Annotated in this window: 19 protein-coding genes and 1 other annotated feature; of the genes, 17 read left to right on the top strand and 2 right to left on the bottom strand. The window is 47.9% G+C overall.

Annotated features, from left to right (window positions below; genetic code table 11):
* Positions 1–170: 170 nt before the first annotated feature.
* The gene (locus tag QVE09_RS13750; RefSeq protein WP_315937195.1) at positions 171–1,244 is read right to left on the bottom strand and encodes a M42 family metallopeptidase; all 1,074 of its coding nucleotides are present in this window, start codon (positions 1,242–1,244) and stop codon (positions 171–173) included.
* A 685-nt stretch (positions 1,245–1,929) separates the two neighbouring features.
* Here QVE09_RS13750 and spoVAC point away from each other — a divergent pair.
* The 17 genes from spoVAC (at position 1,930) to leuS (ending at position 19,103) form a co-directional block, all read left to right on the top strand.
* The gene (gene spoVAC / locus QVE09_RS13745) at positions 1,930–2,433 is read left to right on the top strand and encodes a stage V sporulation protein AC (RefSeq protein ID WP_397387037.1); all 504 of its coding nucleotides are present in this window, start codon (positions 1,930–1,932) and stop codon (positions 2,431–2,433) included.
* Positions 2,430–3,446 (top strand): stage V sporulation protein AD, encoded by a 1,017-nt coding sequence (spoVAD, locus tag QVE09_RS13740; protein ID WP_315937194.1) that lies wholly within the window; start codon positions 2,430–2,432, stop codon positions 3,444–3,446. Before spoVAC ends, spoVAD begins: the two co-directional genes overlap by 4 nt.
* A 5-nt stretch (positions 3,447–3,451) precedes the next feature.
* Positions 3,452–3,802 carry a stage V sporulation protein AE gene (gene spoVAE, locus QVE09_RS13735; protein ID WP_091028336.1) on the top strand — a complete coding sequence of 117 codons (351 nt, stop codon included), beginning with the start codon at positions 3,452–3,454 and terminating at the stop codon, positions 3,800–3,802.
* Between the two features lie 206 nt (positions 3,803–4,008).
* Entirely contained in the window at positions 4,009–4,965 is a 957-nt protein-coding gene (locus QVE09_RS13730; RefSeq protein WP_036615157.1) for an AAA family ATPase, read from the top strand.
* A gap of 3 nt (positions 4,966–4,968) precedes the next feature.
* Positions 4,969–6,216 (top strand): DUF58 domain-containing protein, encoded by a 1,248-nt coding sequence (locus QVE09_RS13725; protein WP_397387036.1) that lies wholly within the window; start codon positions 4,969–4,971, stop codon positions 6,214–6,216.
* The gene (locus QVE09_RS13720) at positions 6,213–8,426 is read left to right on the top strand and encodes a DUF4129 domain-containing transglutaminase family protein (RefSeq protein WP_315937193.1); all 2,214 of its coding nucleotides are present in this window, start codon (positions 6,213–6,215) and stop codon (positions 8,424–8,426) included. The genes QVE09_RS13725 and QVE09_RS13720 overlap by 4 nt, the downstream gene beginning before the upstream one ends.
* Before the next feature lie 109 nt (positions 8,427–8,535).
* Positions 8,536–9,063 carry a YqeG family HAD IIIA-type phosphatase gene (locus tag QVE09_RS13715; RefSeq protein WP_036615148.1) on the top strand — a complete coding sequence of 176 codons (528 nt, stop codon included), beginning with the start codon at positions 8,536–8,538 and terminating at the stop codon, positions 9,061–9,063.
* Positions 9,060–10,187, top strand: a complete 1,128-nt coding sequence (gene yqeH / locus QVE09_RS13710) for a ribosome biogenesis GTPase YqeH (RefSeq protein ID WP_017687184.1) — start codon at positions 9,060–9,062, stop codon at positions 10,185–10,187. Before QVE09_RS13715 ends, yqeH begins: the two co-directional genes overlap by 4 nt.
* Before the next feature lie 42 nt (positions 10,188–10,229).
* Positions 10,230–11,099, top strand: coding sequence for a shikimate dehydrogenase (aroE, locus tag QVE09_RS13705; RefSeq protein WP_315937192.1), 870 nt, complete (start codon positions 10,230–10,232; stop codon positions 11,097–11,099).
* A gap of 307 nt (positions 11,100–11,406) precedes the next feature.
* On the top strand, positions 11,407–11,700 hold the full coding sequence (gene yhbY, locus QVE09_RS13700) for a ribosome assembly RNA-binding protein YhbY (RefSeq protein ID WP_315937191.1): 294 nt from the start codon (positions 11,407–11,409) through the stop codon (positions 11,698–11,700).
* A gap of 15 nt (positions 11,701–11,715) precedes the next feature.
* Positions 11,716–12,306, top strand: coding sequence for a nicotinate-nucleotide adenylyltransferase (locus QVE09_RS13695; protein ID WP_074095918.1), 591 nt, complete (start codon positions 11,716–11,718; stop codon positions 12,304–12,306).
* Positions 12,290–12,856, top strand: coding sequence for a bis(5'-nucleosyl)-tetraphosphatase (symmetrical) YqeK (gene yqeK / locus QVE09_RS13690; RefSeq protein ID WP_315937190.1), 567 nt, complete (start codon positions 12,290–12,292; stop codon positions 12,854–12,856). The genes QVE09_RS13695 and yqeK overlap by 17 nt, the downstream gene beginning before the upstream one ends.
* A 17-nt stretch (positions 12,857–12,873) precedes the next feature.
* A complete protein-coding gene (gene rsfS, locus QVE09_RS13685) occupies positions 12,874–13,221 on the top strand; it encodes a ribosome silencing factor (RefSeq protein ID WP_036615136.1) in 348 nt (115 codons plus the stop codon).
* Positions 13,218–14,123 (top strand): CvfB family protein, encoded by a 906-nt coding sequence (locus QVE09_RS13680; RefSeq protein WP_036668546.1) that lies wholly within the window; start codon positions 13,218–13,220, stop codon positions 14,121–14,123. The genes rsfS and QVE09_RS13680 overlap by 4 nt, the downstream gene beginning before the upstream one ends.
* A 129-nt stretch (positions 14,124–14,252) precedes the next feature.
* On the top strand, positions 14,253–15,023 hold the full coding sequence (locus QVE09_RS13675; RefSeq protein ID WP_315937375.1) for a class I SAM-dependent DNA methyltransferase: 771 nt from the start codon (positions 14,253–14,255) through the stop codon (positions 15,021–15,023).
* 219 nt (positions 15,024–15,242) lie between these two features.
* Positions 15,243–16,199, top strand: coding sequence for a phosphotransferase family protein (locus QVE09_RS13670; protein ID WP_315937189.1), 957 nt, complete (start codon positions 15,243–15,245; stop codon positions 16,197–16,199).
* Positions 16,200–16,310: 111 nt separating this feature from the next.
* Positions 16,311–16,580: a binding site (T-box leader), on the top strand.
* 78 nt (positions 16,581–16,658) lie between these two features.
* Positions 16,659–19,103: a leucine--tRNA ligase gene (gene leuS, locus QVE09_RS13665; protein ID WP_315937188.1), complete on the top strand. Its 2,445-nt coding sequence runs from the start codon at positions 16,659–16,661 to the stop codon at positions 19,101–19,103.
* Here the strand turns inward: leuS and comER are convergent.
* Positions 19,084–19,929, bottom strand: a complete 846-nt coding sequence (gene comER, locus QVE09_RS13660) for a late competence protein ComER (RefSeq protein WP_315937187.1) — start codon at positions 19,927–19,929, stop codon at positions 19,084–19,086. The two genes, leuS and comER, sit on opposite strands and share 20 nt — an antisense overlap.
* Between the last annotated feature and the right edge of the window lie 65 nt (positions 19,930–19,994).

Here is a 19,994-nt window from a genome sequence, read left to right as displayed (position 1 = left end):
CCCACTGGTTGGTGTTTGGTTCTTGATCTTCCATTATCGTATATCTTATGTGTGCATTCTCCATAATGTTCGACCTATTAATCTAGTTGATTACAAAAAAAGAGACATCCCGATCTGACGGGACATCTCTTTCAGGTACATCATATTTATGGACTTTCCGTTTAACCGAACTACGCGTTATTAATAATGGTATTCATCGTTGTCCGATCCAGACCTTTGACCAGTTTCACGATCAGTTCTTTGGCCGCATCGTAGTCATCCGTATGAATGATGGAAGAAGAGGTGTGGATATAACGTGCGCAGATACCAATCACTGTTGATGGTACACCAATTCCACTCAGGTGAACTTGACCTGCATCGGTACCGCCTGGCGAGATGAAATACTGCATTTTGATCTGATTGGATGAAGCCGTGTCTTGAACATATTCCACCATTCCGCGATGGGTGAACATGCCTGGGTCAAAGATACGAAGCAATGCGCCTTCTCCGATATGTCCAAATGACTGTTTGTCACCTGTCATATCATTCGCCGCGCTACAGTCAAGTGCGAAGAAGATATCAGGCTGAATCAGATTGGCAGCCGTACGTGCACCGCGAAGCCCCAGTTCTTCCTGAACCGTTGCGCCAGCATATAGCGTGTTAGGCAGTTTTTCCTTGTGCAGTGCTTCAACCAGTTCAAGTGCAAGTCCTACGCCGTAACGATTATCCCACGCTTTGGCCATGATTTTTTTCGGGTTCGCCATAGGTGTGAATTCACAGATTGGCACGATCTGCATCCCTGGATGAATGCCCCAGGATTCTGCTTCCGCACGGTTGTCTGCTCCAATATCGAGATACATGGAATTCAGATCAACAGGTTTGTTACGCTGGGACTCGTCCAGCAAGTGAGTAGGTGTAGAACCTACAACTCCGATAATCCGGCGATCTGGTGTGATGATTTCCAGTCGTTGTGACAGTACAGCCTGACTCCACCATCCACCCAGTGGACGGAACTTGATCATACCTGTTTCGGTAATGCCTGTAGTCATGAAACCAACTTCGTCAAAGTGTCCGGCTACCATAACTTTAGGACCGGATTCCTCCCCCCGTAATACACCAAATAGACTCCCCAGGCGATCCTGGACGAACTCGTCAGTATAAGCGGAAAGCTTATCTTTCATCCAGCCGCGAAGCTCACGTTCAAAACCGGATGCGGAAGGAAATTCCGTCAACGTACGAAACATATCCATCGTTTTTTCATTCATGTGTCAACAACTCCTCTGTTGGTATGTATTTCAGGTCACAGTAGAACGGCTACCCGCCTGTTGTCCTTTAAGATGTAGTTCAAAAAGTCCATTTTTATTTTCATTCAAACTTCTCGGTACTGAAAACAAGACTTTTTGAACACGCATTTTAATATGCTGAGGACTTGTTATTTAACCACTGGTCACATTACAGTATGAACCTTGCGCAAGTGATTGTCCATGTTTATGTCACGTATTTAAGGCATATTTTGGGCGTTTGCCGTGTCCAAGTTTCATGATTCTATCCGCTGTAGTCGCAGTCCTGATGCCACTTCAATGAATATGAATATATAGAGGAGATGTCATCATTTTGTGAAGTTCTTTATATTCAATATTCGTTGGTCTGTTTACAGGAAGGAGCTAAATATCCAATGAAGCCTCCAGAAGAGGGCACGGAAAAAGTACTGTTTATTGTTCTTTTTATCTTGCTCGTGATTGTTCTTCTTTATTTATAGAACGTAGCTAAAAGTCATCAGATCCGGCGTATTCGTATCCTGCTTCCACAACATGATCTTGTTGGAAACATATGCTGTCTGTCGCCGGATACATAACCTTCCGATTATTAACAAACAATGAATATAGGATTACACACATTGGCATTCAGCCGTAGCTTTGAACCATTTTCACATAGAGGAGGTCTTGTATCTTGCCAGCTCAATCTGCATCCGGAAGCGAAAAAAAATCATCGTCCCTGTCCATGGATGAAAAGGAGTACAAAAAAGTTGCAAAAAAACATGAGCCGCCTCGTCCAATCCTGAAGAATTGCCTCAAGGCATTTCTGGTTGGGGGTACCGTCTGTTTGATTGGACAGGTCATTCAAGAGGCTTTTATGGCCGGTTTCGACATGACATCGAAGGAAGCTTCCAGTCCTACGGTGGCGGTCATGATTCTTATATCGGTTATTCTAACTTGTCTCGGCGTTTACGATAAAATGGCTCAATGGGCAGGAGCAGGAACGGCTGTGCCGGTTACCGGATTTGCCAATTCCATGTGTTCTGCTGCACTGGAACATCGTGCTGAAGGACTGGTGCTCGGTGTAGGGGCCAACATGTTTAAACTTGCTGGTTCCGTTATCGTGTTTGGTGTCGTAGCCGCATTTATCGTAGGGATCGTTTACGCCTTTTTGGGATTTGGAGGTGGACACCTATGAAGCGATTGGGTCGTCAAACGTGGCAGTTTGAAAATCGTCCGCGAATTATCGGTAAAGCTACAGTTGTAGGACCAGAAGAAGGCGAGGGTCCACTGTCATCTGATTTCGATTATGTCTATGACAGCCTCGAGATCGGCGAGAAAACGTGGGAAAAGGGAGAACGCAAACTGCTCGAACAGGCCTCCCAACTGGCTTTGGTTAATGCAAATATCACCAAGGAAGAACTTCACTTTTTTGTTGGTGGAGATCTGATGAATCAGATTATCAGCAGTTCCTTTTCAGCGCGAAAACTGGGTGTGCCTTACTTGGGTGTCTTTGGAGCCTGCTCTACTTCCATGGAAACGTTAGCGTTAGCGTCCATGATTGTTGACTCCGGAGCTGGAGATTATGTCCTTGCAGGAACGGTGAGCCACAACTGTACGGTGGAAAAACAATTTCGTTATCCGACGGAGTATGGCTCCCAAAAGCCGCCTTATGCGCAATATACCGTCACAGGAGCAGGGTGTGGTGTGGTCTCCCGTACTGGTGATGGTCCCGTTGTTACCAAAGCCACCATTGGACGCATTATGGACTTGGGCATCAAAGATCCCTTTAATATGGGTTCAGCCATGGCACCAGCAGCAGCCGACACTATAATCTCTCATTTCAGGGATACGGGATTGGAACCCGGCTATTATGATCTCATTGTGACTGGGGATCTGGCTTCCGTCGGTCTGCCTATTACAAAAGAACTTCTGCAAAAAGAAGGCATTCCCATGGAACAGACGGTATTCAATGATTGCGGTCTGATGATCTATGATCGGGAGAAACAGCCATATGTTGTTGCCGGGGGCAGTGGCTGCGGGTGTTCTGCCACGGTAACCTACGGTCACATTTTGAATCGGATGCAGAAGGGTGATCTCAAACGGGTGCTGGTTGTTGCTACTGGGGCGCTTTTGTCTCCGCTCTCGTACCAACAGGGTGAAAGTATTCCCTGTATTGCACATGCAGTAGCTATAGAAAAGGAGGGATAAATGGAATGCAGTTCCTGTGGGCATTTATCGTTGGCGGTTTGATCTGTGTTGTAGGACAGCTTCTAATGGATGGTGTCAAACTGACACCGGCACATACCATGAGTACACTAGTTGTGGCAGGGGCGGTTGCTGATGCACTCGGTCTCTATGATCCGTTGGTCAAGTTTGCAGGTGCAGGTGCTTCTGTGCCCATCACAAGTTTCGGTAACTCTTTGGTACATGGGGCATTGACTGAACTTGAGAAAGAGGGATGGATTGGAGTGATTACCGGGATCTTTGATCTTACTGCGGCGGGAATATCGTCAGCGATCATCTTTTCTTTTCTTGCGGCACTGGTGGTACGGCCAAAAGGATAACATGATATGGCAGAGCCATTGAACATAGTGGATTCAGCAGAGGCTCCGGATAACTTTTATCTGGGCCTTTTTTGTCGTATTCATGCGAGAACTGCGGTGAATCTGACGGGCTGGAAACAAATTGTGAGTTCCTTCGAGTGTACTCACGCCCGTGGATCATGTACAATAAAAGGAAATCTGTATGCTTTTTTAGGAGGTTAGACCACATGCCTGTGCGCAAAGAGTCGATCCAAATCATATCCGCAGTTCGTTCGAATCTGGAATCCTGCATTATGGGGAAATCCTTTGAAATTCAACTTTTACTTACAGCTTTGCTTGCAGGTGGGCACGTTCTGATTGAAGACGTACCGGGAACTGGTAAAACGCAGTTAATCAAGGCGCTGTCGAAATCCATGCGCGGTGAGTACCGACGCATTCAATGTAATCCTGATATTTTACCTAGTGATATTACGGGCGTATCTGTGTTCCATCCGAAGGATGAGCGTTTTTATTTCCGGCCAGGTCCTGTCATGACTAACATTTTGCTAGCTGATGAGATTAACCGGGCCACAACGAAAACTCAATCGGCTCTGCTCGAAGTGATGGAGGAGCGCAGTGTAACCGTTGATGGCGATACGTATGATCTGCCACATCCATTCATGCTCTGTGCAACTCAGAATCCGATTGATTTTGAAGGTACGTACACATTGCCGGAAGCACAACTCGACCGGTTTATGTTGAAAATAAGTCTCGGTTATCCCGATAAGGAAATTGAGAAAATCCTATTGAAACAGCATCAGCTCGGTCAGCCTGTAGATCGTCTTGAATCCGTGACTCATATGGACCAGATCTCGGCAATCCAACAGGAGATTAAAGAGGTCTTTATCGGTGATCCGGTTATGGACTATTTGCTGGATGTTGTTCGTCAAACCCGCTCCCACCCATCTGTATTGCTGGGTGCCAGCCCACGGGCAGCTATATCGTTCATGATGGCCGTAAAAGCCTTTGCTTTCTTGCAGGAACGTGATTATGTGCTTCCGGATGATGTGAAAACGATGGCCCCTTATGTGATCTCTCATCGTATTGTGCTTCGTCCCGAATCGAGACTGGACAGTATGAGTTCCGAGGCTGTTTTGAATGCCGTACTCCAGCAAGTACGCGTGCCCGTCTCCATGGGGCAATAGTTCATGAAGCCGCTTTTGAGAACAGTCAATAGAGGGCTGCGCCACCCACGCGTATGGAGCATCGCAATGGTGTGGATGTGCTGTCTGGCTTATGTTTTGTTTCAGGGCGGGAAGACATCCCTTATGCTGCTGTCGATGGTGACCCTGCTCTGTGTGTATCTTGCCATTGCTGGATTTAGCGGAGTAAGACGTGCTCAAGGAGTGCGTAAGTTATTTTCTGGTCCAGACCACGAAGAATTGCTGCATGCGGGTGACCAGGTTCAAGTACAGCTGAGTCTGACGATTCCGGGATTTCTCCCGCTTCCCTATGTGGTTGTACGTGAAATGCTGCATCGGCATAATGGAGAATCGTGGTCGTTTAAGGAAAGTTTGATCCCCAATATGCGAGGTAATGGCGAGTTATCATTCCAGACACCTCCACTGGAGCGGGGGAAATATGTTTTTTCAGAAACGGAATGTGCCAGCGAGGACATATTTGGACTGATTGAACATCGAGGAAAGTTTAAGGCCAAAGGTGAGTTTCGCGTACTGCCAAGAACGGTATTTATACCATATTGGCAGCTCTACGACCGCAAATCACGGTTATCCGGTCCTCAGACGGCGCTAACCCGTTCACGGAGAGAGACTACTCAGATCAATGGTGTGCGTGACTACGTATACGGAGATCGACTTTCCCGCATTCACTGGAATGCAACGGCAAAGACAGGGAACTGGAAGTCCAAGGAGTTTGAACATGAGTCTGTGCCCAAAACCATTCTGGTTCTGGATGCACTTGCATCAAGTTATGAACATGGGGATGCATTCGAAATTGCCGTGTCCACGGCTGCCTCTCTGCTGGAGTATGGCGTTAGGGAACGAATGGGGATGGGGTTGTTGACATTGTCAGACCAGACATCCTTCATGGCCCCCAGTGAAAGTCTCATGGAACGACAGAAGATGATGCATCATCTGGTGGATATTCAATATAACGGTCAGGATACCCATCTGTTGCCCGGCGTGGAAAGAATCGCACGTCAACTGCCTCAGGGAGCTTACTTTGTCGTGATTTCTCCCCAGAAGGATGAAAAAATAATGGAACTGTTGCGCTGGGCCGATACGCGGGGCATGACTCCATGTCATATTCTGATCGATACCAGTGAATCTCGCCGGAGTGCCGAGTGGAATGCCATGTTGCGTGGAAGAGGCACGAGGTCATTCACGGTTTCTCACTTGCAGGAGCTTCCAACGGTGATGGGGGGAGGTTCTGTATGAGTTCAAAAGGAAATGAAAGTGTTGCAGGCAAACGATCCTGGTATCATGCAGCGTCATTGCTCTGGATTTTCCTCATTGGAATGCAGTGGATTTCATTTACGCAGGAATCGTGGTACACGGAGACCACTTCTCTGGTGTTATGGACACTTGCTGCGGTCAGTGTGCTGGAGGTCATTCTGCCCTTCAAAATGATATATCGCGCGATGATCAAGGCGGTCGTTGTTGGTTACATTTTGCATAAAACGCTGATCGATTATACGGTGTACATCCCTTATGGCTCTTTAACAGACCGAGCGGAGCAATTCATATTACACATGACGCCGTACATCTGGTTCTCCCTGTGTGCATGGGTGATGCTTGAAGCTGCGCTTCGACTCGTGACCACAACACGTCGCATTCTTGTTTTTCTGGGAGTTAACATCATTTCGATGGGGATTCTCGATTCTTTCACCCAGATTCCACTCTGGATTGAAATTGCCTGGGTGATGTTTGCGGGGATGGGATGGCTCGTATGCCAGCATTTCCGTAACTATCAGCTACAGTATCCACAAGGTTGGAAACGAATCATCCGTTATCCTTATAAAGTCCTGGCCAATATTGCCATTATCTTTTCTTTGATCATTGTAGCCAGCGTTAATATGCCGGAGATTCCACCCACCTTGACGGACCCGTATACAGCGTGGCGTAACTACACCGGAACTTCCACAAGTCAGGCTGGTAATGGAAACCTTGATATTCCGGCAGCTACCGAATCGGGATACAGCAGGGAAGACAATCAGCTTGGTGGAGGATTCAACTTCGACTATACCCCTGTCATGTCTGTCACCACCAATGAGCGTAGTTACTGGCGCGGTGAGACACGTGCAGAATATACAGGCACAGGCTGGGATGACCGTGGACGAGGTGCGACAGAGAATGTTCAAGCCGGACAGCCTCTGGAGAACGTTGAATCCGGAAATGTGAATACCAAACAAGTGATTCAGAACGTCACGATGCTGAATGACAATGTCTATCCGATTCTCTTTGGTGCTTATTCGATCTCGGAAGTCAGTTCGATTAACGGTGAGGACAGAACGGAACGGATGCTGTGGAATGCCGAACAGGCTGAACTGCATGTGGTGACAGACCGTCAGCAACCACAGTATCCCAAGACATATACTATCGTATCGGAAGCCCCTGTGATTGTGGAAGATGAGCTTCGTACAAAGTCATTTGAAGATCTGTATAACAGTAATCCGGCAGATGATATGTACTTGCAGTTACCATCCCGTTTCCCTGACCGGGTGTCGAATCTGGCAGCCGAGATAACGGCATCTGCGAATACTCCGTATGAAAAAGTGGCATTACTGCAAAACTATTTACAAACTAACTTTGAATACACGAACAATCCGGATTTATCTCGAAAAGTAAGCGGCGACTTTGTGGAAGGTTTCCTGTTCGATATTATGGAAGGCTACTGTGATTACTTCTCGACTGCGCTGGTGATGATGGCGCGCTCGGAGGGCATTCCTGCAAGGTGGGTTAAAGGTTATGCGCCTGGACAACTGTCCCTGAATTCGGACATGCAGGCTCCACGTCAACCTGGCGCGGAGATTGAGACGACCTACACCGTTACCAATGCAGATGCACACTCCTGGGCAGAGGTTTACTTTGGTGAGTATGGATGGATTCCTGTTGAAGCAACGCCGGGCTTTGATATGCCGCTGCTAACGGAACAGCCTGATGTACAGCCTGTAGATGAGCCAGAAGAAGAGCCAGAAGAGGAGCCGGTACAAGAGGAAGAGCAGACCCCTGCACCTGAGCAGACATCGTCTGCCATCCCGACTTTTGTTATCTGGGCTGCAGGAGCCATTATAGTATTGTGGGTAGCCTATATGTTTTGGCGTAATCGTTTCTCCATGCGATTCTTCCTGCTTCGTTTACGGACAGGTGGACCGCTCACCCCTGAACAGAAGGTAGTGGCAGAGACAGAGCGTTGGATTCAGTATGTGAAACGCAAAGGGTTGACCCGGAGCGGAGACGAGACACTTCGTGAATCGGTAGCCCGCTGGAGCCAGGCAAAACCTGCTGCAGAAGCAACATTGTATGAGCTTCTCACGAAGTTTGAACAGACTCGTTACAGTCCGGCGTCCGTAAAAGCCGACGACTGGAAGGCCGTCTATCAGACTGCCTTGAAGCTGCGGAAGGAACTGAAAGCGGAACGGGCATAGTTGTTGCCCGTCCCGTTTTCCTTTTTTCCTATGCCATCAGGCGCTGTATGCATTTTCAGGAAAGACGGATTTGTGATATAGTGTGTCGTATGAAACTGAGGTGACTTCTTTGTTTAAAATGTTAATGCCCAAGCTGCGTGTAGACACGGTTTTTGACATTAATCTGGAAGAGCTGTACGCTCAAGGCTACCGTGGAATTATAACTGATCTGGATAACACACTCGTTGGAGCCAAAGCCCCTGACGCTACGCCCGAACTGATTGAATGGTTTGCACGTGTGAAAGAGGCAGGTTTCAAGCTGATGATTGTGTCCAATAACAATTTGAATCGTGTATCCCTGTTTGCGACCCCGCTGGATATCCAGTTTGTGCATAGTGCACGCAAACCATCGAATGTACCGTTTCGTAGAGCAATGAAAATGATGGAGTTATCTCCTGAAAACACGATTGTAGTAGGCGATCAGATGCTTACGGACGTTTATGGAGGGAACCGAATGGGGTTATATACCGTTCTGGTACTGCCAATCTCCATTGGGGACGAAGGATTTATGACCCGCTTCAATCGACGCGTGGAACGGATTGCTCTAACGAGTTTACGCAGGAAAGGCTTATGGCTTGAGGAGGAAAAGAAGAAATGACAGAACCGCATAACGGCAATCTTGCCGTAAGGTGCAGCGGATGCGGCGTGCATCTGCAAACAGAAAATTCGGAATTACCAGGGTTTATCCCCGAGAAGGCATTGGATCGTGAACCGGTTATATGCCAGCGCTGTTTCCGCATCAAAAACTACAATGAGTCATCATCCGTTACGGTGGATCAGGACGAATTCCTGGCGCTGCTTAGCAAAATCGGGGATAAGGATGCACTTGTCATCCATATCGTTGATTTGTTTGACTTTGATGGCAGTATTATCTCCGGTCTGCAACGTTTTGTAGGCAACAATCCGGTATTGCTTGCTGTAAACAAAACGGACTTGCTTCCGAAAGTTACCAACTGGAACAAGGTTCGCAACTGGGTACAGAAGCAAGCCAAAGAACAGGGTTTGCGTACCGTGGATGTAGTCTTGTGCAGTGCAAAGCAAAATCAGGGCTTCGACCGACTGCTTGAGCTTGTAGGAACGTATCGCGAAGATCGTGACGTGTACGTGGTTGGTGGTACCAATGTGGGTAAATCCACACTGATTAACCGTCTGATCCGTGATTACAGCGATCTGGAGCAGGAACTGACCACATCCCGCTATCCGGGAACAACGTTGGATATGGTGAACATTCCGTTGGATGATGGAAAATATATTATTGATACGCCTGGAATCGTGTATCCATGGCGTTTCAGCGAGATTGTTTCACGTAAGGATCTCGCTGCCATCATGCCGGAAAAACCGCTTAAACCGGCTGTGTATCAGCTGAATTCCGGTCAGACGCTGTTCTTCGGCGGCATGGCTCGATTTGACTTTGTGGAAGGTGATCGCCAGTCGTTCACTTGTTTTATTAGCACTGCGCTTGATATTCACCGGACGAAGCTGGAGCGTGCAGATGATCTGTACCGCGACCACCTGGGAGAATTGTTGTCTCCGCCAACCCGTGAGGATGCAGCAGAGATGGCTGAATGGACCAGACATGAATTCCGCATCAAACGCGGCAGTCAATCGGATGTATTCATCTCGGGTCTGGGCTGGATTAAGGTTAATGGCGATATTGGAGCGCTTGTTGCTGTTCATGCTCCAAAAGGCATTCGTGTACAGATCCGCCCATCCTTGATCTAGTAATCTCAGAAGCTGTACATCAGATGGATCGGAGGCGGACCTATGTCTGAGCAGAACAATTTCAACTCTTCACTTCCCGTGTTGCTTGGTGTTATGGGTGATCCGATTGCTCACTCCAAGTCTCCGGCAATGCACAATGCGGCTCTGCAGGCTGAAGAAGTGAATGGAATGTATATGCCACTGCATGTTCATCCGGATCAACTGGAAGCGGCAGTTCGGGGAATTGTGGCACTTGGCTATCGTGGTGTCAATGTTACCATCCCGCACAAAGAGCAGGTGATGCAGTATCTGGATGTGATCGATGAAAGTGCTCGCCTGATTGGTGCGGTGAATACCATCGTTAATGAAGGTGGAACACTGACAGGGTACAATACAGATGGTATTGGCTATGTCCGATCCCTGAAGGAAGAGGCAGTGCCTGAGATTGCAGGCAAACGTATTGCTGTACTGGGAGCAGGTGGAGCAGCGAGAGGCGTCATATACGCACTTGCACTGGAGAAGCCTGAACAGATCCACATTCTGAACCGTACAGCGGACAGAGCTATTGCACTTGCTTCGGATTTACGAGGCCATGGCTTGGGAGAAATCTCGGGCAGTGGCATGGAAGACGCTGCAACGGTACTGGCTACGGCTGATATCGTGATTAACACAACGGCTGCCGGAATGCACCCACATGTTGATGACGTACCGGTTGATCCTGCACTGATCCGTGAAGGAGCAGCGGTGAGTGATCTGATCTACAATCCGTTGGAGACCCGTCTGCTTCGGGAGTCACGGATGCGAGGATGCACGGTGCACGGTGGTCTGGGGATGTTTGTATACCAGGGCGCAGTGGCCTTTGAGCATTGGCTCGGCATTCCGGCTCCTGTGGAGACGATGAGACGAGCAGTACTGAACAGTTTTGAAGTGTGAAAATGATATTAAGAGTACAGGCAGACGACGAGTACAGAACCAATCTGAAGAAACGAAGTGGTCGCTTAAAAGCTTTCTGCAAGAAAGCTGCTTCGGAAGCATAAGCTATCACCGGATTTTCCCTTTGTGAAAAGGGATCAGAAAAATCTGGGGATAACAGCGATCGGAAGATGGTACTGCAATCGGAGTCACCGTGTGTACTCAGTGATCATTTTCACCATTGAAAAATAATAATTGAATGGTCAGGTCCGGACAGTTTTTGCGCTGTAGATCAGGGCCTGCTCAACATAAGGAGTATGGAGTATCCATGTTAAACGGTAAACAAAAGCGCTTTTTGCGGTCACAGGCACATCACCTGACCCCTGTATTTCAGATTGGTAAAGGTGGAACCAACGAGCACCTGTTCCATCACATCGAAGATGCGATTGAGAAGCGCGAGTTGATGAAAGTGCAAGTATTGAACAACAATGACGAGGACAGAAAAGAGATGGCAGAAGAAGTTGCCCGTGAAACGGGAAGTGAGCTTGTACAAGTCATCGGTAACACAATCATCCTGTACAAAGAATCGCGCGATAACAAACAAATCGAACTACCTAGATAAGGGAGCGTGACGCGGGTGAAGATCGGCATCATGGGTGGTACGTTTGATCCGATCCACATGGGACACCTCCTGGCAGCTGAAGCGGCAAGGGACTCACATGCACTGGATGAGATCTGGTTCATGCCTTCCCATGTTCCACCTCACAAACGCGGAGCCGGAGCTTCGGGACAGCAACGTCTCGATATGACGGAAGCAGCTGTGAAGGGTGTGCAGCAATATGAGGTGTTGGGTATCGAGATGGAATTGGGCGGAGTGTCTTATACCATCGATACGATGAAGGAACTGTGGCGTCGCCATCCTGAACATGAATTCTATTTCATTATCGGGGCGGATATGGTGAACTATCTTCCCAAATGGGAGCAGATTGAAGAACTTGCCGAACGCTTAACCTTTATCGGAGTTGGTCGGCCGGGCTTCCAGTTACATCTGGATGATTTACCAGACGAGTTACAGGATCGGGTCTTGCTGGCCGAGATGCCCTTGGTCGATATTTCATCGACAGCCGTACGCAGACGTCTGGCCAAAGGACATTCGGTACGCTTCATGATTCCTGATGAGGTGCACCAATACATTGTAAGGAGCGGTTTATATGGCACTAAGCCGTGATGAACTGATTCAAGCCGTATCCGGACAAATGCCGGAAAAACGCTGGAAGCATACACTGGGTGTAATGGAATCGGCAGTGATGTTGGCTGAAAAATACGGGGCTGATCCTGTGAAAGCAGATCTGGCAGCGATATTGCATGATGTGGCGAAGTACTGGCCCGTAGCCGAGATGGAAGCGGTCATCCGTGATAACGGATTAAACCAGGAACTTCTGCAGCATGACAAGCAACTCTGGCATTCCGAAGTCGGTGCTTTTGTAGCCAAGCGTGATTACGGTGTGGAAGATTCCGAAGTTATTAATGCCATCCGGTGGCATACCTCGGGTCGGGTAGGCATGAGCTTGCTGGACAAAGTGGTATGTCTTGCCGATTACATTGAGCCGGGACGAGATTTCCCGGGAGTGGATCATATTCGCGAACAGGCTGAACGTAGTCTGGAGGAAGGTTTAATTGCCGGATTCGATTCGACGATCAGCTTGCTGATCTCGCAGCGACGTGTCATTTATCCTTTGACCATGCTGTCGCGCAATGACTTGATTGCACAATTATAGATTATGGAGGTTGGTTCATGACAGTATCATCGAAAGAACTTATGAATATGGCGGTTGCTGCCGCTGACGACAAAAAGGCATCCAATATTGTAGCATTGGATCTGATTAATGTTTCCCTGGTGGCCGATTATTTTGTTATTTGTCACGGGAATTCCGATACACAGGTACAAGCCATTGCCACTGAAATTCGCAAACAGGCTCATGCAGCCGGAGCGACGATCAAAGGTATCGAAGGTATGGATTCCGCACGTTGGGTATTGATGGACATGGGCGATGTTGTTGTTCATATCTTCCACCGTGACGAGCGTGAATACTACAACATTGAACGACTATGGTCTGATGCCAAAGTGGTGGAAACTGTATGAGTTTGATTGCTGGAACAGTCGTCTCTTTGCCGGTTTCACGTGAAGTGTCTCCGTTTGGCTTCTTTTTGACGACAGGATCGGAAGATGTACTGCTTCACTACACCGAGTTAACGCGGGATATTAAAATTGGTGAGACGCTTGAGGTATTTGTATTCTTTGATACCGAAGATCGTCTGGCCGTAACGATGAAAAAGCCTTATCTCATGCTTGGCGAAATGGCACGACTGGTTGTGGCTGATGTTCACCCACGACTGGGCTGTTTCCTGGAAATGGGACTTGGACGGCAATTGCTGCTTCCTATTCGTGAACTGCCTGAACTGGAAGAACTGCGTCCTCAAGTGGGGGATGAAGTTTTTGTAATCATGGAACATGACAAGCAGGGACGTCTGCGTGCCAAATTGGCCGGGGAACGTGAGCTTTCACCATTGTCTTTCCATGCTCCAACTTCATGGTTAAACGAGTGGGTTGAAGCGACGGTATACAAGCCTCTGCAGATGGGTACTTTTGTACTTGTAGAGGGCGGTGTACTGGGCTTTGGCGCGATTGGTATGATTCATTCATCTGAACGTAGTCATATGCTGCGCCTTGGTGAGAAAGTGAAATGTCGGGTGACACTGGTACGTGAAGACGGACGTGTGAATCTGGCCATGACTCAACTCAAACAAGTTGGACGTAACGAAGATGCAGACAAGCTGCTCGCCTTTATGAAAGAGCGTCCTATGGGCGGCATGCCTTACTCGGATGCAACTCCGCCGGATATCATCAAGCAGCGCTTTGGCATCAGTAAGTCTGCGTTCAAGCGTGCCTTGGGCAAATTGATGAAGGACGGACTGGTGGTCCAAAAGGAAAGCTGGACGTATCTGTCCGAATCTGCTCCTGCGGATCAAAGTGAAAACAAGTAATTCTTTTGATTAAATAGTTGTAATATGGAACTCGGAGAAGGCAGGGATAGGCTGGGTAAACACCGGATGCCCCTGTCTTTTCTTTTGTTAGCAGGATTGGAAAATGAAATTGAAAGTGCGGTGCCTGACATGTCTTACCGGAAATTTGCCTATGTGTATGATGAATTAATGGAAGATATGCCTTATCCGGACTGGATAAGGTTTGCAAGAACAGCATGGGAAAAGCATGGAATGCCCAAAAGTGTCGCTGAACTTGGCTGTGGAACGGGCTCCATTACGATCCCGCTCGTGAACTCCGGTTTCGAAGTTACAGGCATTGATCTTTCAGCAGATATGCTGTCGGTTGCACGTAGCAAGATGGAGGCTACGCCTCAGGGTCATCGCTTGTATCGGGAAGGCAGTGTACGTTGGGTGCAGCAGGATATGCGGGAATGGCGAGTTCCGGAGCCTGTGGATTCGGTGATATCTTTCTGTGATTGCGTCAATTATCTGCTTGAACAAGAAGATGTTGTTCGAACATTTCAACGGACATACGAGATGCTGAAGCCTGATGGAACGTTTTTGTTTGATGTGCATCATCCCAATACGCTTATTCGTTATGATGAGGAGCAGCCTTTTGTACTGGATGAGCGCTCCGTGTCGTATATTTGGACTTGTGATCTGGACCAGGATCGCTGTGAGATCGAACATCATCTCAGTATTTTTTCGCGTGTGGATGATGGTAACAAGGATATGTACCAACGGTTTGAAGAAGTTCATGTCCAGCGTGCATATAACCCGGACTGGATGAAGCTGGAGTTATCCAAGGCAGGCTTTAGAGACGTGAAGGTATATGCGGATTTTGAATGGAAAGAGGCCGGAGACAGCGCACAGCGCTTGTTCTACGTGGCTGTGAAGTAAGAGCGAATAATGAGAACTGTCCTTATGTTTGTATAAGGGCAGTTTTTTTGTTTGATTTTCCATGGAGAATGAATAAAAAGTTTCTGTAATCCGGCAAAGAACTGCTAGGAAAGACTTACGAGCGTGACAAAAAGTATTGCCAGTTAAAGCAAAGGAGGCGATAATAGTCGGATAGAAAGCGTTTTCTAATGGGATCAATAGTCGAGGTGAGGTGTAGAGGTGGAAAGTACATATAAAACAAGACTTACGTCAGAACAACTGAATGCCATAATAGAGCAGCATTTCTCTGCAAGTATAGAGGACTACAAGGAAATGGTGGATGGCTGGGCCAATCATGCATATCTCATCACACTGAGTAACGAACAGCGAGTGGTACTGAAAATTGCACCGTCGGCTTCGACAAATCTGATGCGTTGTGAGCAGGATCTCATGATTGCCGAGGTTGAGGCGCTACGCCTCATCAAGGAGCTACAGGATGTTCCCGTGCCCCAAGTGTTGGCTTATGATGATTCGTTAACTATGGCTTCAGCGCGTTATTTTATCATGGAGTACATGTCTGGAACACCCTATAATCAGGTCAAGGATCAATATTCTACGGAAGAGCAGGAAGCCGTTGAACAACAACTGGGGCGTTATAATCGTCGAATTAATGAAATCAAGGGTGAGAAGTTTGGATATTTCTCGGAGCAAAAACAGCGATATTCCACATGGAAAGAAGCATTTATGAATCTGATGGATGACATTCTTACCGATGGGGAAGAAGCCGGAATTACATTTTCGATCGACTATACTGAATTGAGACGCTTGATTGAAGATAAGTCGGATGCGCTTAACGATGTCAAAGAACCTGTTCTTGTCAGTTGGGATCTGTGGGATGGCAATGTGTTAGTAGACAAAGGTCGTATCACAGCGATTATTGATTTTGAACGTTCACTGTGGGCAGATCCTCTGATGGAGCATTATTTCAGTCATTTTAACTATACGCCCGGTTTTGTGAAAGGGTATGGGCATGCGATTACGACTGAAAGTGAGCTGAAAAGAAGAAGTCTCTATGACTTGTACTTTGATCTGGTGCTGCGCATTGAGTGCGCTTATCGTCAATATGATAATCAGGAACATGTGAATTGGACCATTCATAATCTGGAGGAAGGCATTGAGCGTTTTCGGTTATCCTGAACAGCAACCAGCGTTATGAACAGTACGAACCGTAGACTTCAAGATGGCGATTATAACGTGTAATATTGACTTTGGGCTTGCTTTTTTATATAATGGTCCCGATATTGTATACATATTTCGATGATAAGGATCAGTAGTAATTCCTGTACATAACAGAGAGCCGGCGGTTGGTGCAAGCCGGTTGACAGTGATTTGCGAACTCGCCTTGGAGAAATGCGGTGATTACAACATTCTGTTTAACCTGCTTGGATAAAGCTAGGGGTCAGGAATGGAAATCCGCATCGGTTAACCGCCGTTACAGGTCCAAAGGGAGTGGATGACGAAGCACGTTCGTCCGCTAACTAGGGTGGTACCACGGGAATTCAACCTCTCGTCCCTAGCGCTGCAAACGCTACGGGATGCTGAGGTTTTTTTGTTGCAATTAAAGCTAAAGCGAATAACCTGAAGGAGGAACAATAGATGAGTGAGAATAACCAGTCGAAACACGGCTATCAGCCACAAGTCATGGAAAAAAGTTGGCAGCAATACTGGGATGCAAATAAAACGTTTAAAACGGGTGAGGACCCTGCTAAACCGAAATTTTATGCTTTGGATATGTTCCCTTATCCATCCGGTTCGGGTCTGCATGTAGGCCACCCGGAAGGATATACGGCAACAGATATCGTTTCCCGTTACAAACGTATGCGCGGTTACAATGTATTGCACCCAATGGGTTGGGATGCTTTCGGTCTGCCTGCTGAGCAGCATGCACTGGATACAGGTGAACATCCACGAGATATTACATTCCGTAATATTGACAATTTCCGTCGCCAGATCAAATCGCTTGGTTTCTCCTATGACTGGGATCGTGAGATCAGCACAACGGACCCTGAGTATTATAAATGGACACAATGGATCTTTATCCAGTTGTACAATAAGGGCCTCGCTTATGTGGATGAAGTCGCAGTTAACTGGTGCGAAGCGCTTGGAACGGTACTGGCTAATGAAGAGGTTATTGATGGCAAGAGTGAACGTGGTGGACATCCGGTAGTACGTAAACCGATGCGTCAGTGGGTCCTGAGAATTACCGAGTATGCAGAGCGTCTGTTGGAAGACCTGGAAGAGCTGGATTGGTCTGAAAGCATCAAGGATATGCAACGTAACTGGATCGGTAAATCAACAGGTGCAGAAGTGGTATTTGCCATTGAGGGTCGCGAGGAAGTTATTAAGGTTTTCACTACCCGTGCGGACACATTGTTCGGTGCGAGCTTTGCAGTACTTGCTCCGGAACATGAATTGGTAGAAGCAATTACAACCGATGACCAACGTGAAGCGATTCAGGCTTATCAGGAGCAGGCTTCTCGTAAGAGTGATCTGGAACGTACAGATTTGGCCAAAGACAAAACAGGTGTATTCACTGGGGCTTATGCAATCAATCCCGTTAATGGTGCAAAACTGCCGATCTGGATTGCTGATTACGTTCTTGCAGGTTACGGTACGGGTGCGGTTATGGCTGTTCCGGGTCATGATGCACGTGACTGGGAATTTGCGAAGCAGTTTGGTCTGGATATCATTGAGGTTATTCAAGGTGGAGACGTTACACAAGAGGCATATTCCGGTGATGGCGCGCATGTGAATTCCGATTTCCTGAACGGACTGAACAATGAAGAAGCGGTTGCCAAGATGATTGCTTGGCTGGAAGAGAACGGCAAAGGACAAGGGAAAGTAACCTACCGTCTGCGTGATTGGCTGTTCAGCCGTCAGCGCTACTGGGGTGAGCCAATCCCGATTCTGCATCTGGAAGACGGAACGATGAAGACAGTACCTGAGGATCAACTTCCACTGCTGCTGCCTGATATCGACCAGATCAAACCTTCGGGTACTGGAGAATCACCACTGGCGAATGTTACGGAGTGGGTGAATACGGTAGATCCGGAAACGGGAATGAAGGCACGTCGTGAGACCAACACCATGCCACAATGGGCGGGTAGCTGCTGGTATTACCTGCGCTTTATCGATCCGCACAATGACAAGGAACTGATCTCCAAGGAGAAACAGCAGCAGTGGCTGCCAGTTGATCTGTACATTGGCGGAGCAGAGCACGCCGTACTTCACTTGCTGTACGCTCGTTTCTGGCACAAAGTGCTGTATGATCTGGGTGTTGTGGAGACTAAAGAGCCTTTCCACAAACTGGTGAACCAAGGTATGATCCTGGGTACCAATAATGAGAAAATGAGTAAATCCCGTGGTAATGTTATTAACCCGGATGAAATCGTCAATGAATTCGGTGCAGATACATTGCGTCTGTACGAGATGTTCATGGGACCATTGGAAGCGACAAAACCGTGGAATGCAAACGGGGTTGAAGGCATGCACCGCTTCCTGTCACGTGTATGGCGTCTCTTCATTAACGAAGACACAGGAGCCATCAATGACAAGATTACGGTGGACGGTGGAACGGATGAGTTCAAACGGACTGCTCACAAAACGATCAAAAAAGTTACGGAAGATCTGGAACATCTGCGCTTCAACACATCCATCAGCCAGCTGATGATTTTCATCAACGATGCATACAAAGCGGACACACTGCCTCGTGAAGCGATGGAGAAATTTGTGCAGCTGTTGTCACCACTGGCACCGCATATGGCAGAGGAACTGTGGAGCCGTTTGGGTCACGAAGGTGGGATCTCTTACGTGGCTTGGCCTGAATATGATGAGTCCATGACAGTGGATGCGGAAGTAGAAATCGTTGTTCAGGTAAATGGTAAAATTGTAACTCGTGCTACAATCGCGAAGGATCTGGATGCACAGGGTATGCAGGACTTTACGATGGAGCTGGCACCTGTTAAGCAGGCGCTGGAAGGCAAGACCATTCGCAAGGTCATTGCCGTTCCAGGCAAACTCGTTAATATTGTTGCCGGTTAATCTCACCGGCTCGGAATAGTTCATCCAGCTTTACCAAATCTTCATCATATTTGTCATGTGTCGTGTGGATTAGGCTGTCGAAAACACCGTCGAGACTAACCTTCAGCAGTGCAAGTGCCTGAGCGGTAATACCGCCAGGTACAGCGACACGAGCTTGAAGCTCTTGAGGTGTGAATCCTCCCTCGGTGAGCAGCTTGCCTGTTCCCAGGAGCATTTCGCCAGCCAGAGCACAGGCATCTGCCCTTTTGATGCCTGTCAGCTTCACTGCACTTTCGATCCACTGTTCCAAAAAGAACGATATGAATGCAGGTCCGCAGCTGGAGAAGTCGGATGTGATTCGTGTACAGGCTTCATCCACTTGGTACGGCCTGCCTATATGACTAAGCAGACTTTCTAAGACAGCGCGGTCTTCACTGGTCATTCGTTCGCCGTGTATGCACAGGGACGCGCCGCTGCCAACCTGGTGTGTGACGCTGGGGATTACCTTGGAGACTTTGCAAGGAAGTGAAGATTCCAGATGGCGCAGCTGCACGGGACTGGTGATCGAGACAATTATATGATTGGGATTCACGACAGGCAGGATGTCGTCAATGACATGTTTAAATTCAAGCGGCTTCACGCACAGGAAGATAATATTACTTCGGATCACCGTTTCCCGATTGCTCTGGGATTCATGCAGACCGGGGTAACGGAGGGATAACTGTCGTACTTTGGACGGGGTTCGATTGCTGGCGGCGATCTGCCGGGGCTCAAGTGCACCCGATTGGATCAGGGCATAGATCAGCAGGCTGCCCATGCTGCCGGTTCCGATAAATCCAACCTTCATTGTTTCAGGCCTCCTTTCATGCTTTACGGTACTGGCGCAGTTCATTCCCTCTATTCTATGCGTGA

It is taken from the genome of Paenibacillus sp. ClWae2A (genome assembly GCF_032452295.1).
GTDB lineage: Bacteria > Bacillota > Bacilli > Paenibacillales > Paenibacillaceae > Paenibacillus.
Note: the sequence above shows the minus strand (reverse complement) of the source record. Positions and strands in the feature narration are given on the sequence as shown.

Coding starts and splice junctions, on each gene's coding strand:
- QVE09_RS13750 (WP_315937195.1), bottom strand. CDS start 1,244: ATGAATGAAAAAACGATGGATATGTTTCGTACGTTGACGGAATTTCCT.
- spoVAD (WP_315937194.1), top strand. CDS start 2,430: ATGAAGCGATTGGGTCGTCAAACGTGGCAGTTTGAAAATCGTCCGCGA.
- spoVAE (WP_091028336.1), top strand. CDS start 3,452: ATGCAGTTCCTGTGGGCATTTATCGTTGGCGGTTTGATCTGTGTTGTA.
- QVE09_RS13730 (WP_036615157.1), top strand. CDS start 4,009: ATGCCTGTGCGCAAAGAGTCGATCCAAATCATATCCGCAGTTCGTTCG.
- QVE09_RS13725 (WP_397387036.1), top strand. CDS start 4,969: ATGAAGCCGCTTTTGAGAACAGTCAATAGAGGGCTGCGCCACCCACGC.
- QVE09_RS13720 (WP_315937193.1), top strand. CDS start 6,213: ATGAGTTCAAAAGGAAATGAAAGTGTTGCAGGCAAACGATCCTGGTAT.
- yqeH (WP_017687184.1), top strand. CDS start 9,060: ATGACAGAACCGCATAACGGCAATCTTGCCGTAAGGTGCAGCGGATGC.
- aroE (WP_315937192.1), top strand. CDS start 10,230: ATGTCTGAGCAGAACAATTTCAACTCTTCACTTCCCGTGTTGCTTGGT.
- yhbY (WP_315937191.1), top strand. CDS start 11,407: ATGTTAAACGGTAAACAAAAGCGCTTTTTGCGGTCACAGGCACATCAC.
- yqeK (WP_315937190.1), top strand. CDS start 12,290: ATGGCACTAAGCCGTGATGAACTGATTCAAGCCGTATCCGGACAAATG.
- rsfS (WP_036615136.1), top strand. CDS start 12,874: ATGACAGTATCATCGAAAGAACTTATGAATATGGCGGTTGCTGCCGCT.
- QVE09_RS13680 (WP_036668546.1), top strand. CDS start 13,218: ATGAGTTTGATTGCTGGAACAGTCGTCTCTTTGCCGGTTTCACGTGAA.
- QVE09_RS13675 (WP_315937375.1), top strand. CDS start 14,253: ATGTCTTACCGGAAATTTGCCTATGTGTATGATGAATTAATGGAAGAT.
- leuS (WP_315937188.1), top strand. CDS start 16,659: ATGAGTGAGAATAACCAGTCGAAACACGGCTATCAGCCACAAGTCATG.
- comER (WP_315937187.1), bottom strand. CDS start 19,929: ATGAAGGTTGGATTTATCGGAACCGGCAGCATGGGCAGCCTGCTGATC.